Here is a 12612-nt window from a genome sequence, read left to right on the forward strand (position 1 = left end):
TTAATCATTACCCTCTGCGCTCGTTTTTTAACAGAACGTTTACCCTCTGGTTGTTATGCAAAAATTTACTCTGCTGTTATTAAGCCTGGTGCTGCTGGCACCTTTAGGCATCGATCTCTATTTGCCCACGCTGCCGCAAATCGCAGAAGGGCTGGATACGCCAGTCTCGCTGGTACAGACTACCATTCCTCTGTTTCTGCTGGTGATGGGACTGGGGCAACTGGTGACCGGTCCGCTGGTGGACAACTATGGGCGTAAGCCGATTGCCCTGCTGGGGCTGGGGCTCTACATCACCGGCAGCGCCATCGCCGCTACAGCCACCTCATTTCCGCTGTTCGTTCTTGCCCGTCTGGTGCAGGGTTGTGGCGTCTGCTGCAGCGCGGTCGTCGCCTTCAGCGGCGTGCGTGACCGACTCAGCGGTGATGATGCCGCCCGCGCCTATGGCTTCCTGAACGGTGCGTTAAATATCGTTCCAGCCCTGGCCCCGCTGCTGGGCGGATTGCTGGCCAGCGCCTTCGACTGGCGCGCGCCCTTCTGGTTCCTCTGCGCCTATGGCGTGCTGATTACGCTGCTGGTGATTATCTGGCTGCCGGAAACACGTCCGGCGGATACGCTGCGGGTGAAAGGCTTGCCGATTAAGCAGTACGCTGAAATCCTGCGTCAGCCGCGCTTCCTGGCCTTCGCCTTTGCCAATGCCGGTGCGCTGGGCATGGTGCTTACCTATGTGTCGCTTGCACCGCAGGTATTGATGACCGAAGGTGGGCTGACGCCGATCCAGTTCTCTTTTGCGTTTGGCGCTAACGGTTTCTGGATCATGTTTGTCAGTATGTTCGTGAATAAAGCGATTCGTAAAGCAGGTCGACCGTTCTGCCTGGCAATGGGATTCTTCACGATGCTGCTGGGCGCGGTGCTGCTGGTGGGAGGGATGCAGATTTTCCCGGCGGAGATGCAGACGCACTGGGCGCTCTACATGTTCCCGGTCGCTGTGTCGGTGGCCGGACTGGCCTTTACAGTGGGACCGGCCACCAGCTATGCGCTGGAACCCTATCAGCAACAGGCGGGCGTAGCGTCCGCCCTGCAGGGCTTTATTCAGATGGCCGGTGGTGCGGCAGGCAGCCTGGTGATTGTCGCCCTGCCGGTGGCGGAGAAGCTGTCGCTGAGTCTGATGATGCTGCTGGGTGCAGCGCTGGCCTTTCTCGCCTGGCGCTGCAGCAGAAAGATGCGCGGCAGCCTGACCGCGCTTAAATAACCGTGACCGGGACGCGGGGTGCCAGCGCGCACATCAGCTCGTACCCTACCGTTCCGGCCGCTTTTGCCACCTGATCGATTTTCACCTGCTCACCCCACAGCTCAACAGATGAGCCGATGCCCGCCTGCGGACAGGGTGTTAAATCCACGGTGATCATATCCATGGAAACCGCGCCAACCACCTGAGTCATCACGCCATCGACGCAGACCGGCGTGCCCGTCGGGGCATGGCGCGGATAGCCATCGGCATAACCACAGGCTACGACGCCAATCCGCTGCGTCGTGCTGGCGTGATACCGGTAACCGTAACCGACACCATCGCCCGCCTGTAACTGCTGAACCGCAATAATCTCACTGCTCAGAGTCATCACTGGCTTCAGGCCGCTGCCGGCAATGTCCTGCCAGTCACCGCTGGGCGACGCGCCGTACAGAATAATACCGGGCCTGACCCAGTCAAAATGCGCGTCAGGATGCCATAAGGTACAGGCGGAATTCGAGAGCGACCGCGGGCAGTTCAGCCCCTCTGCCGCCTGCTCAACACGCTGCAACGGTGCAATCAGGCCCTGCGGATTTTCGGCATCGGCAAAATGGGCCATCAGCGTCATCTCACCGACATTGTTCAGCGCCCGCAGCTTTTGCCAGACGCCAGAAACCTGCTCCGGGCGAAAGCCCAGACGGTTCATGCCGCTGTTCATTTTAAGATAGATATCAACCGGCGCAGAAAGGCTGGCACTGGCCAGCGCCTTGATTTGCCAGTTACTGTGTACGCTGGTGGTCAGGCGATAGCGGTCAATCAGTTGCAGATCCTCTGGCTGGAAAAATCCCTCCAGCAACAGAATCGGTTTTTTCCAGCCCTGCTCACGCAGCAGAATGGCTTCTTCCATATTAAGCAGCGCAAAGCCGTCGGTGGCAGATAACGCTTCGCGTACGCGATCAATGCCATGGCCATAAGCATTGGCTTTCACCACTGACCAGATGCGGGATGCGGGGGCCGCCTGGCGAACAACAGTCAGGTTATGACGAAGCGCCTGCTGGTTAATGGTAGCGACAATCGGACGTGACATCCTCTCTCTCCCTGAATACTTAACGAGTTGCGTTGGCGTTACGCAGCGGCGATGAGGTCGCCGCGAAACCGGGTAAGTAGCGGAACACCGCTAAGTCATCCGCCGCAATGGCTGGCTTTTTACCGGAGATGAGATCGGCCAGCAACTGACCAGAACCACACGCCATTGTCCAGCCCAGTGTACCGTGACCGGTATTAAGATAAAGATTGGAGAGTGGCGTGGCACCGACAATCGGCGTACCGTCTGGCGTCATCGGACGGAGACCGGTCCAGAAACTTGCCTGCGCGAGATGACCGCCTTCAGGATAGAGATCACTGACCACCATCTCCAGCGTTTCCCGCCGCGCTTCGGTGAGTCTGGTGTTAAAACCAACAATTTCCGCCATTCCGCCGACGCGGATACGGTCGTCAAACCGGGTCACCGCCACTTTGTAAGTCTCATCCAGTATCGTCGAAACCGGGGCAGCATCAGGATTTTTAATCGGAATGGTGAGTGAGTAGCCTTTCAGCGGATAGACCGGAATATCAATAACGTTTTTCAGCAGTGCAGTCGAGTAGGAACCAAAGGCCACTACATAACTATCCGCCTTGATGATCTCCTCGCCGCACTTCACACCATAAATGCGATTGCCATCGCGCAGCAGGTGATCGACCTGAGTGTTAAAGCGGAAGACCACCCCCGCCTCTTCGGCCATTTTTGCCAGTCGCTGCGTAAAGAGCTGGCAGTCACCTGTTTCATCGTTAGGCAAGCGCAGTCCGCCAGTGAGTTTATGCTGGGTTGCCGCCAGCGCCGGTTCCACGCGAGACAGCTCATGTGCCTCCAGCAGCTCATAGGGCACGCCCGCGTCGCGCAGTACCGCAATATCTTTACTGGCGCTGTCGAACTGCTGCTGCGTGCGGAAAAGCTGCAATGTTCCGCCCTGACGACCCTCATAGGCGATGCCGGTTTCAGCGCGTAACGCTTTCAGACAGTCACGACTGTATTCGGCTATCCGCACCATGCGGCTTTTGTTCTGTTGATAATGGTTGATGTCGCAATTACGCAGCATGTGCCACATCCACTCCAGCTGAAAACTGCTGCCATCGAGCCGGATAGCCAGCGGCGCATGACGCTGGAACATCCACTTCACGGCTTTCAGCGGCACGCCAGGCGCTGCCCAGGGTGCGGCATAACCCGGTGAGATCTGACCCGCATTTCCTGCGCTGGTCTCCATCGCCGCGGCTGGCTGACGATCAATGACCGTAACCTGATGTCCGGCACGCGCCAGATACCAGGCGCTTGCCACGCCAACCACACCACTTCCAAGAATGACTACGTGCATAGCTCCCCCACCCGGCATGTAAAAGCATAATTCACTGTTAAGGAGATGATAGTCAGCGGATTTACACAGCGAACACCACCCCATAAATTCAGCATCTATTTCACATCTTTTTCACTTTTCAGGTAACTAAAATCTTGTCGCACAGCCAATTTCAGCGCTTTATGCGCCTTATTCCATAAACACAGAAATAAATGACAACGGATGCAGTTAAATCTACGCATGGCAGGAGAATGCTTCAACTCCATACATTCCGCTTATAAACAGGATGATATCCCGCGTTTTAAAATAACGTTCGAATTAAAGGCTATTAAATTCTTTGCCGCATCTGTCTGAATGATTTTGTGCCAAAGAATTCGTTTGAGTTCGCATTTCGGATAAGCGACAGTGGGCTATCATTGTTGTGTTCGCTCAGTTTTTTTCGGGTTCCCTTTTTCAGGATGAAGCCTTAAATAACCAGAACGGGTTGTCTTTCGGGTCAGCCGGTTTGCCATAAAGAGGTGCGCTATGACGACAATCTTTGACGAAGCCATCAGAGACAGCAAACGACTCAATGACGGACCAGACTGGACATTCGAACTGCTCGATGTCTACTTAGCGGAGATCGACCGCGTCGCGAAGCTCTACCGTCTGGATACCTACCCGCACCAGATTGAAGTGATTACCTCTGAACAGATGATGGATGCCTATTCCAGCGTCGGCATGCCCATTAACTATTCACACTGGTCATTCGGTAAAAAGTTTATCGAGACCGAGCAGCGCTATAAGCATGGTCAGCAGGGTCTGGCCTATGAAATCGTTATCAATTCCAACCCCTGCATCGCCTATCTGATGGAAGAGAACACCATGACCATGCAGGCGCTGGTGATGGCACATGCCTGCTATGGCCATAACTCCTTCTTCAAGAATAACTATCTGTTTCGCAGCTGGACGGATGCCGGATCGATTGTCGATTACCTGCTGTTTGCCAAAAACTACATCAGTGACTGCGAAGAGCGCTATGGCGTCGAAGAGGTCGAGCGGCTGCTCGACTCCTGCCATGCCCTGATGAATTATGGCGTGGATCGCTATAAACGTCCGCAGAAGATCTCTCTGCAGGAGGAGAAGGCGCGGCAGAAAAGCCGTGAAGAGTATCTGCAGAGCCAGGTGAATACCCTGTGGCGTACACTGCCACGACGTGAGAAAGAGACAGTGGCTTTTGAAGCGGCACGCTACCCTTCTGAGCCGCAGGAAAACCTGCTCTATTTTATGGAAAAAAATGCCCCGCTACTGGAGCCATGGCAGCGGGAGATCCTGCGCATTGTCCGCAAGGTAAGCCAGTATTTCTATCCGCAGAAGCAGACACAGGTAATGAACGAAGGCTGGGCGACGTTCTGGCACTACACCATCCTTAATCACCTGTACGATGAAGGCAAAGTGTCGGAACGCTTTATGATGGAGTTCCTGCACAGTCACACCAACGTCGTGTATCAGCCGCCCTATAACAGTCAGTGGTACAACGGTATCAACCCTTATGCGTTAGGGTTTGCGATGATGCAGGATATCAAGCGGATCTGTCAGTCACCGACAGAAGAAGATCGCTACTGGTTCCCGGACATCGCCGGCTCCGACTGGCTGGAAACGCTGCATTTTGCGATGCGTGAGTTTAAGGATGAAAGTTTTATCAGCCAGTTCCTGTCGCCGAAAGTGATGCGTGATTTCCGTCTCTTCACCGTACTGGATGACGACCGCAACAACTATCTGGAGATCGCCGCCATCCATGATGAGGCAGGCTATCGGGCCATTCGCCAGCAGCTTTCTGCACAGTACAACCTGAGTAATCTTGAGCCTAATATTCAGGTTTACAACGTCGATCTGCGTGGCGATCGTTCGCTGACTCTGCGTTATGTGCCACAGAGCCGTACGCCGCTCGATAAGAGTCGTCGTGAGGTGCTGAAGCATGTGCATCGTCTGTGGGGATTTGATGTGATTCTGGAACAGCAGAACGAAGATGGCAGCGTCGAGTTACTGGATCGTAATCCGCCGCGCGGTTCATCGCTCTGATAGAGCTAAAAACAAAAAACCGGACGCGATGTCCGGTTTTTTTTATCGTTTATTGCCAAGGTCATCTGGCAGGTTCTTCTGCATACTGTGCCAGATTTCGCCGCTACGGCGGCCATAGTTGCGTACCACCTCAACAATCTCATCCTGGCCTGGCTGTTTGTCGCACAGCGCCAGAAGTGTCAGATAGAAATCCCGCGCAACCTGGCGCGCTTCCGCACTGGAAAAGTAGTGGCGACCCACCCGGGTATAGAGGCCTTTCAGACCATTGAGGATCAGACCGTAAATCGGATTGCCCGATGCAAATGCCAGACCGCGGAACACCCGGTAGTCGAGTTCGGTATAGGCATCCGCCTGATCGGCCGCGGCACTTACCGTCTCGAGCACTTCACGCGCCTTCTCCGGATGATGGCGCAGCGCACGGCTGATAAAGATCGACGAAATATTGCTGCGGACCGATAGCAGGTTATCAATCAGCACCGGCACACTGTCATGATCGAGGCGGGCGAGCGTTTCCAGAATATTAAGGCCGGATGTCTCCCAGAAATCATTCACACGGGTCGGTTTGCCGTGCTGAATCGTCAGCCAGCCGTCACGTGCCAGGCGCTGTAACACCTCACGCAAGGTGGTACGCGTTACCCCAATCAATTCAGAAAGCTCACGCTCAGCAGGAAGAATCGATCCGGGCGGAAAGCGACTGTTCCAGATGCTTTCAATAATATACTCTTCAGCAAATCCCGCTGGACTCTGAGCCTTTATAACCATAGCAATGTGTTCTCGTTGCTTTTCTAATCATGATAGGGACTCATCATACCAGACGCCCTATAGCGGATATAGCCTGCGTAACCATTAAAACCGGGCGCGGGCGCATATTTCAGACAGGCTGGTGGCGAACGCTGCTGTTATAAGACGATGGCCGGGTGCACGATTTTCTGCACCGGAATATTCCGTCTCAAAAGCAGCAGAAAATCATCCTTAAAGTACAGCTTGCGGGTTCCGGATGGCCTGCACTTGCCGTTTCGCTTTCTGCCGTTCGCAGCCGGGTTTTTCGTAACGTCGCCATCTTCGCGCTGTTTACTGAGCAGGCATCAGCTGGAGGGACTCCGCTTATCCTCCTGTAACCTGCTCTGGATCAGAATCAGGTCATGTTTGCACACGATTTTTCCCTGTACCTGGCTGGTTTGCCCGCGCTTTTGGTTTACACTGCGTGGCATTAACGTTTACAGGGAATGCAATATGTTGCGATATCTGAATCAATGCTCTCGTGGTCGGGGAGCCTGGTTATTACTGGCACTGACGGCGCTTGCACTGGAATTGACGGCACTCTTTTTTCAGCATGTGATGGGACTAAAACCCTGCGTGATGTGTATTTATGAACGTAATGCGCTGTTTGGGGTACTGGGCGCGGGTCTGGTGGGCGCGATTGCGCCGAAATCACCGTTGCGTCTGGCGGGGCTGGCATTATGGATTTACAGCGCCTGGGAAGGTCTGCGCCTCTCTTATGAACATACGATGATTCAGCTGCATCCGAACCCGTTTACTACCTGTGATTTTGCTGCCCGTTTTCCCAGCGGATTACCGCTGGATAAGTGGCTGCCGTCGGTGTTTCTTGCCAGCGGTGACTGCGCAGAACGTAGCTGGACTTTCCTGACGCTCAGCATGCCGCAGTGGATGATTGGGGTCTTTGCCGGTTATCTGCTCGTCGCCGTGCTGGTACTGATTGCCCAGCCTTTCAAACCTAAGCGTCGCGATCTCTTTGGACGCTGACACGAAACGTTGCTGAGATCAAAAAAGGCTGCCACTGGCAGCCTTTTTACGTTTCATATGATGCAGTGGCGCTTAGCCGTTAAGATCGGGCCGATCAATAATGTGATCTTCCCAGTCACGCACTTCACTCTCCCGCACCGCAATATAGCGTACCGATATACGCTGCGCATGCATCGCGGTTTTGGAACCGGCTCGCAGCGGATGCCAGGCCGGCAATCCTTTGCCCTCACCCAGCAAACGATAGGCGCAGGTGCGCGGCAGCCAGTTGAAGGTGGTCAGATTTTCGCGCGTCAGCTTGATACAATCCTCTTCTAATTCGAAGCGGCGCTCATAGTTACGGCACTGGCAGGTTTTAATATTGAGCTGATTGCAGGCGACGTTGGTGAAGTAAATCTCATCCGTGTCAGCGTCCTGCAACTTGTTCAGGCAACACTGGCCACAACCATCACACAAGGATTCCCATTCCTCATCGCTCATTTGTGCCAGGCGTTTTTGTTGCCAGAAAGGGGTGTCAGTCATGATGATTTGTCCGGGTTGTGCCTGAAACGCACCTTATAAAGCCTATGTTGCGGTGATGCAAGTTTTTAGAGTACGCGCGTGCTGATGCCGTGACCCGCCAGCGACACTTCCAGCTTGTCACCCGAGCGCATCGGCCCCACACCCTCAGGTGTCCCGGTCAGAATGACATCGCCTGCACGCAGTGTAAAATAGTGGCTCATATGAGCAACCAGCGGCAGAATTTTGTGGATCATATCGGCGGTGTTGCCGTGCTGACGCACTTCTCCGTTTACCACCAGCTTTAGCTCGACATTCTGTGGATCATCACTGAATTCGGCTACCGGGATGAAACCGGAGATGGGACAGGCGTTATCAAAGCCTTTTGATTTTTCCCATGGCTGACCCGCTTTTTTCAGCCCGGACTGCAGGTCACGCAGCGTCAGATCCAGCGCCACGCCATAGCCTGCAATCGCCTTAGCCACGTGTTCTTCACTCGCCTGCTTCAGCGTCGCACCTATCAGCACCGCCAGTTCGACTTCATGATGAACTTCGCCAAAGGAGTCGGGAATGGAGAGCGGCTGGCGCAAATCACACAGCGCCGTTTCCGGTTTGATAAAGATTACCGGCTCGGTTGGCGTCGCACTGCCCATCTCTTTAATGTGTTTTGCATAATTACTGCCGACGCAAACCACTTTGCTGACCGGAAAATCTAACAGAGCGCCTTGCCAGTTATGATGCTGATACATGCTCATCCCCTGTTCAGGTTAGGTGTGATGCCAGCGCGGCTGGCGGGTTGATGTTTACTGATGCGTTGATCGAAATGCCAGCAACAGAGCGTGATAATAAGATCCTTTTAACCAGTCGGGGTGCGGAATTTGTCAAAAAGCGTAAACGATGTCCTGGTATGCTGAATAATCGTACAAATAAGGTGGGGAAATGTGGACTGGGTATTTAAACAGGGGTGAAACAGATAAGCTGCGCCGTTAATTTTGCGCAGCTTCAGAGCAATATTAACCCTGCAGTATCGCACCAACAGGATTTATATTTACAGAAGAATCCGAGTTAAACTTTTTTATCGGCCTCTAAATGAATTTTTAGCAGACTTTCAATCGGCGGTGGAAGCTGTAAATAATAACCCTGCTCGCTCAATCCCTGCTTAACTTTATTGATATCCGCATTAGCCAGCCTGTCGCGGCCCGCCAGCTTTAGCACCATCGCCAGCTGCGGCTTGCCAAATCCTTTCAGCAATTCTTCCGGAACGCGCGAGAAATCGTCCTTTTTTTCAACATAGAGATAAGTCTGGTCACGTAACGGGCTTCTGTAGATCACACAAAACATATTTTTTACTCGAATTAACCGGCGTTGAGGCTTGTCTGAATATAGCTGTAACTATAACATGCTTGCAGAACTTCGAATATTCACCGTTAGCGCTTCAGCGATGATTTTATCATCGACAGGTTAACGGTAGTGAAAACAGGACTGAGTCGGGACAGATGTCGCAAACGCCAATCGAATTCAAAGGTAGCAGTTTCACCCTGTCTGTCGTCCATTTGCATCACCATGACCCTGCGGTGATTCGCAAGGCACTCCAGGACAAGATTGATCAGGCTCCCGATTTCCTGAAAAACGCCCCGGTGGTGCTTAACGTCGCCACATTGAGTGCCGATGTTAACTGGAAACAGCTGCAGCAGGCGATTCTTGCTACCGGTTTACGCATTGTCGGCGTAAGCGGCTGCAAAGATGAAGCACTGAAACGCATGATCGCGCGTGCAGGGCTGCCGGTACTGGCGGAAGGCAAAGAGGCCAGGCCGCGCGCCGAGACACCGCAGCCGGCCCCCACTCCTGAACCGCAGCCGGTTGTAACCGAGACGGCAGCAGCGAAAACCCGCATCGTGAACACGCCGGTGCGCTCAGGCCAGCAGATTTATGCGCGTGACGCCGACTTAATCATCACCAGCAGCGTCAGTGCCGGTGCTGAACTGGTCGCCGATGGCAACATTCACATTTACGGCATGATGCGCGGTCGCGCCCTGGCAGGTGCCAGCGGCGATCGCAACTGCCAGATTTTCTGTACTAACCTGGCTGCCGAGCTGGTCTCAATTGCCGGGGAGTACTGGATCATGGATCAGATCCCGCAAGAATTTTTTGGTAAAGCCGCGCGCCTGTGCCTGCAGGATGGCGCGCTGACTATCCAGACACTTAATTAGGCCCCTTTTCTTTTGTTAAGGAAATCAACATTTATGGCACGCATTATTGTAGTTACATCCGGTAAAGGGGGCGTTGGTAAGACCACGTCAAGCGCGGCCATCGCCACCGGTTTAGCGCAGAAAGGCAAAAAAACGGTCGTTATCGACTTTGATATCGGTCTGCGTAACCTGGATTTGATCATGGGCTGTGAGCGCCGTGTGGTCTACGACTTCGTTAACGTAATCCAGGGCGATGCCACGCTGAACCAGGCGCTGATTCGCGACAAACGCACTGAGCAGCTCTACATTCTGCCTGCATCGCAGACCCGCGACAAAGATGCGCTGACCCGTGAAGGTGTTGAAAAAGTCCTGAACGATTTAGCCGCCATGGAGTTCGATTTCATCGTCTGCGACTCACCGGCAGGGATTGAAACGGGCGCACTGATGGCGCTCTACTTTGCTGACGAAGCGATTATCACCACCAACCCGGAAGTCTCTTCTGTCCGCGACTCCGACCGCATCCTCGGCATCATCTCCTCTAAATCCCGCCGCGCTGAAAACAGTCAGGACCCGGTGAAGGAGCATCTGCTGCTGACCCGCTATAACCCTGGCCGGGTAAACCGTGGCGATATGCTGAGCATGGAAGATGTGCTGGAAATCCTTCGCATTCCTCTGGTCGGCGTGATCCCTGAAGATCAATCGGTGTTACGTGCCTCTAACCAGGGTGAGCCGGTGATTCTTGACGGCGAATCTGATGCTGGCAAAGCCTATGCCGATACCGTTGAACGGTTACTCGGTGAAGTACGCCCCTTCCGCTTTATCGAAGAAGAGAAGAAGGGTTTCCTGAAACGCCTGTTCGGGGGATAAACCATGGCATTACTTGATTTCTTTTTATCCCGGAAGAAGAACACTGCCAACATAGCCAAGGAACGGCTGCAGATTATCGTGGCAGAACGGAGAAGGGGCGACAGTGAGCCCCACTATCTTCCGCAACTTAAGCGCGACATTCTGGAAGTGATTTGCAGATATGTGAAGATCGATCCGGAAATGGTCACGGTCCAGCTCGATCAGAAAGGTGATGATATCTCGATTCTGGAGCTGAACGTCACGCTGCCGGAAACGGATGAAGTGACTAAATGACGCTGACCGTTTCCTGAATTTCCCCTGCGCAGTGGCAGGGGAAATTTAACCGGTTAACAACCCGCAAGAATCTCTTCAATGCCGGGTTTCAGCAGTTCGCCCCGCCATCCGGTAAGTAGCTCCGGCTGACGTCCCTGTGGCTTCAGGCCCCAGTGCAGGCTTAACACCTGATTTATCTGACGTCGCGAGGCCAGTAACTCCTGACTGAACCCGCTCTGTTCGCTGACCTGCTGCACCAGCGCCTTCATCGCTTTGAAGACCGATTTGTAGTTCGGATGGTCGATCAAATTTCCCAGCGGAGCCGGTAATTCACTCTCCTCCAGTGCCGCCGCTTCCGCCACCAGCGCCACCAGCGTTTTGCCGTGGAAACGAATTTCGTGGCCTGACAGCCCCAGATGATCCAGCTCACCCAGCGAGCCAGGCATAAAGCGCGCCACCTTCCACAGATGCTCTTCGCGCACCACAAAGTTCACCGCCATATCTTTTTCACGCGCCAGTTTCAGACGCCAGGCCGCCAGCCGTTGCAGTGCTGCCAGCTGACGCGGACGCAGTTGCCAGGCGTTGGTGATATCACGCCAGGCTTCATCCGGTGCCACGCTGTCCAGACGACGCTGACACAGGTTATCGCACTCACTAAGTGCCGCCGCCATGTTGCCAGCCTCTTCCGTGTTGATCATCAACTGACGGGCAATCGGCAGCAGATAGTGAACATCCGCCGCCGCATACTCACACTGACGCGGGGTCAGAGGACGTGCCAGCCAGTCGGTACGGGATTCACTTTTATCCAGCTCGACCTGCGTGAAATGCGCCACCATGGAAGCAAAGCCCCAGGAGAGGGGCTGACCGGAGAAGGCTGCCAGAATCTGGGTGTCGATCATCGGCGTCGGCAGCACGCCGAAACGATGCAGGAAGACTTCCAGATCTTCCCCTCCTGCATGCAGGAATTTAGTCACGCTGGTGTCGGTCAGCAGCGCAATAAAGGGTGACCAGTCACGGATATTCAGCGGGTCAATCAGCACCAGCTGGTGATCGTCGAACAGCTGGATCAGGCCAAGCTGAGGGTAGTAGGTGCGAGTGCGGACAAATTCGGTGTCCAGTGCCACCGCTGCATGCTGGCGGGCTTTCTGGCACACGTCAGCCAGTTGTTCATCCTGGTCAATAAGGGAATAATTCACGTCTGATTTCCACCGCAGCCAACAACGCGCGGCGCTCCATGTTAAAAACAGTAAAAATCCGCCTTCATAGAAGGCGGCTTTGTTTTCCGCCCCATAGGGGCGTACTAAGTTCGGACTCTTAGAGCCCTCTCTTCACACCTCATGAAGCGACAGTTGTTTATCTTCAACTTCATGCT

Annotated in this window: 13 protein-coding genes; 6 read left to right on the forward strand and 7 right to left on the reverse strand. The window is 54.1% G+C overall.

Features of this window, described 5'->3' with window-relative positions:
• Positions 1–55 precede the first annotated feature (55 nt).
• The gene (locus F3I20_RS06135) at positions 56–1249 is read left to right on the forward strand and encodes a multidrug effflux MFS transporter (RefSeq protein WP_150015165.1); all 1194 of its coding nucleotides are present in this window, start codon (positions 56–58) and stop codon (positions 1247–1249) included.
• On the opposite strand, the gene dadX is transcribed toward F3I20_RS06135, so the two are convergent.
• Positions 1242–2312, reverse strand: a complete 1071-nt coding sequence (dadX, locus tag F3I20_RS06140; RefSeq protein WP_150015166.1) for a catabolic alanine racemase DadX — start codon at positions 2310–2312, stop codon at positions 1242–1244. The two genes, F3I20_RS06135 and dadX, sit on opposite strands and share 8 nt — an antisense overlap.
• A 19-nt stretch (positions 2313–2331) precedes the next feature.
• The gene (locus F3I20_RS06145; RefSeq protein WP_150015167.1) at positions 2332–3633 is read right to left on the reverse strand and encodes a D-amino acid dehydrogenase; all 1302 of its coding nucleotides are present in this window, start codon (positions 3631–3633) and stop codon (positions 2332–2334) included.
• 504 nt (positions 3634–4137) lie between these two features.
• Between F3I20_RS06145 and F3I20_RS06150 the strand changes: the two genes are divergently transcribed.
• Positions 4138–5673, forward strand: coding sequence for a SpoVR family protein (locus F3I20_RS06150; protein ID WP_150015168.1), 1536 nt, complete (start codon positions 4138–4140; stop codon positions 5671–5673).
• A 42-nt stretch (positions 5674–5715) separates the two neighbouring features.
• Here the strand turns inward: F3I20_RS06150 and fadR are convergent, their stop codons facing one another.
• Positions 5716–6435, reverse strand: coding sequence for a fatty acid metabolism transcriptional regulator FadR (gene fadR, locus F3I20_RS06155; protein ID WP_150015169.1), 720 nt, complete (start codon positions 6433–6435; stop codon positions 5716–5718).
• Positions 6436–6906: 471 nt separating this feature from the next.
• Here fadR and dsbB point away from each other — a divergent pair, with 471 nt between their 5' ends.
• Entirely contained in the window at positions 6907–7437 is a 531-nt protein-coding gene (gene dsbB / locus F3I20_RS06160) for a disulfide bond formation protein DsbB (RefSeq protein WP_150015170.1), read from the forward strand.
• Positions 7438–7509: 72 nt separating this feature from the next.
• Here dsbB and ycgN read toward each other — a convergent pair whose 3' ends face one another.
• From ycgN to F3I20_RS06175, 3 genes are all read right to left on the reverse strand, one after another.
• Entirely contained in the window at positions 7510–7956 is a 447-nt protein-coding gene (ycgN, locus tag F3I20_RS06165; protein WP_150015171.1) for a cysteine cluster protein YcgN, read from the reverse strand.
• A gap of 65 nt (positions 7957–8021) precedes the next feature.
• Positions 8022–8681: a fumarylacetoacetate hydrolase family protein gene (locus F3I20_RS06170; protein WP_150015172.1), complete on the reverse strand. Its 660-nt coding sequence runs from the start codon at positions 8679–8681 to the stop codon at positions 8022–8024.
• 316 nt (positions 8682–8997) lie between these two features.
• Positions 8998–9273, reverse strand: a complete 276-nt coding sequence (locus F3I20_RS06175) for a YcgL domain-containing protein (protein WP_003852719.1) — start codon at positions 9271–9273, stop codon at positions 8998–9000.
• A 155-nt stretch (positions 9274–9428) separates the two neighbouring features.
• Here F3I20_RS06175 and minC point away from each other — a divergent pair, with 155 nt between their 5' ends.
• The 3 genes from minC to minE are packed head-to-tail and all read left to right on the forward strand — an operon-like array spanning position 9429 to position 11261.
• The gene (gene minC / locus F3I20_RS06180) at positions 9429–10142 is read left to right on the forward strand and encodes a septum site-determining protein MinC (RefSeq protein ID WP_150015173.1); all 714 of its coding nucleotides are present in this window, start codon (positions 9429–9431) and stop codon (positions 10140–10142) included.
• A 33-nt stretch (positions 10143–10175) separates the two neighbouring features.
• Positions 10176–10988, forward strand: a complete 813-nt coding sequence (gene minD / locus F3I20_RS06185; protein WP_003852716.1) for a septum site-determining protein MinD — start codon at positions 10176–10178, stop codon at positions 10986–10988.
• Between the two features lie 3 nt (positions 10989–10991).
• Positions 10992–11261: a cell division topological specificity factor MinE gene (gene minE / locus F3I20_RS06190; protein ID WP_008925314.1), complete on the forward strand. Its 270-nt coding sequence runs from the start codon at positions 10992–10994 to the stop codon at positions 11259–11261.
• 53 nt (positions 11262–11314) lie between these two features.
• On the opposite strand, the gene rnd is transcribed toward minE, so the two are convergent.
• On the reverse strand, positions 11315–12436 hold the full coding sequence (rnd, locus tag F3I20_RS06195) for a ribonuclease D (protein WP_150015174.1): 1122 nt from the start codon (positions 12434–12436) through the stop codon (positions 11315–11317).
• Between the last annotated feature and the right edge of the window lie 176 nt (positions 12437–12612).

The organism is Candidatus Pantoea gossypiicola (assembly GCF_008632075.1).
GTDB classification, from domain to species: Bacteria; Pseudomonadota; Gammaproteobacteria; order Enterobacterales; family Enterobacteriaceae; genus Pantoea; species Pantoea gossypiicola.

Coding starts and splice junctions, on each gene's coding strand:
- F3I20_RS06135 (WP_150015165.1), top strand. CDS start 56: ATGCAAAAATTTACTCTGCTGTTATTAAGCCTGGTGCTGCTGGCACCT.
- minD (WP_003852716.1), top strand. CDS start 10,176: ATGGCACGCATTATTGTAGTTACATCCGGTAAAGGGGGCGTTGGTAAG.
- F3I20_RS06170 (WP_150015172.1), bottom strand. CDS start 8,681: ATGTATCAGCATCATAACTGGCAAGGCGCTCTGTTAGATTTTCCGGTC.
- ycgN (WP_150015171.1), bottom strand. CDS start 7,956: ATGACTGACACCCCTTTCTGGCAACAAAAACGCCTGGCACAAATGAGC.
- dadX (WP_150015166.1), bottom strand. CDS start 2,312: ATGTCACGTCCGATTGTCGCTACCATTAACCAGCAGGCGCTTCGTCAT.
- fadR (WP_150015169.1), bottom strand. CDS start 6,435: ATGGTTATAAAGGCTCAGAGTCCAGCGGGATTTGCTGAAGAGTATATT.
- F3I20_RS06175 (WP_003852719.1), bottom strand. CDS start 9,273: ATGTTTTGTGTGATCTACAGAAGCCCGTTACGTGACCAGACTTATCTC.
- F3I20_RS06150 (WP_150015168.1), top strand. CDS start 4,138: ATGACGACAATCTTTGACGAAGCCATCAGAGACAGCAAACGACTCAAT.
- F3I20_RS06145 (WP_150015167.1), bottom strand. CDS start 3,633: ATGCACGTAGTCATTCTTGGAAGTGGTGTGGTTGGCGTGGCAAGCGCC.
- minE (WP_008925314.1), top strand. CDS start 10,992: ATGGCATTACTTGATTTCTTTTTATCCCGGAAGAAGAACACTGCCAAC.
- dsbB (WP_150015170.1), top strand. CDS start 6,907: ATGTTGCGATATCTGAATCAATGCTCTCGTGGTCGGGGAGCCTGGTTA.
- minC (WP_150015173.1), top strand. CDS start 9,429: ATGTCGCAAACGCCAATCGAATTCAAAGGTAGCAGTTTCACCCTGTCT.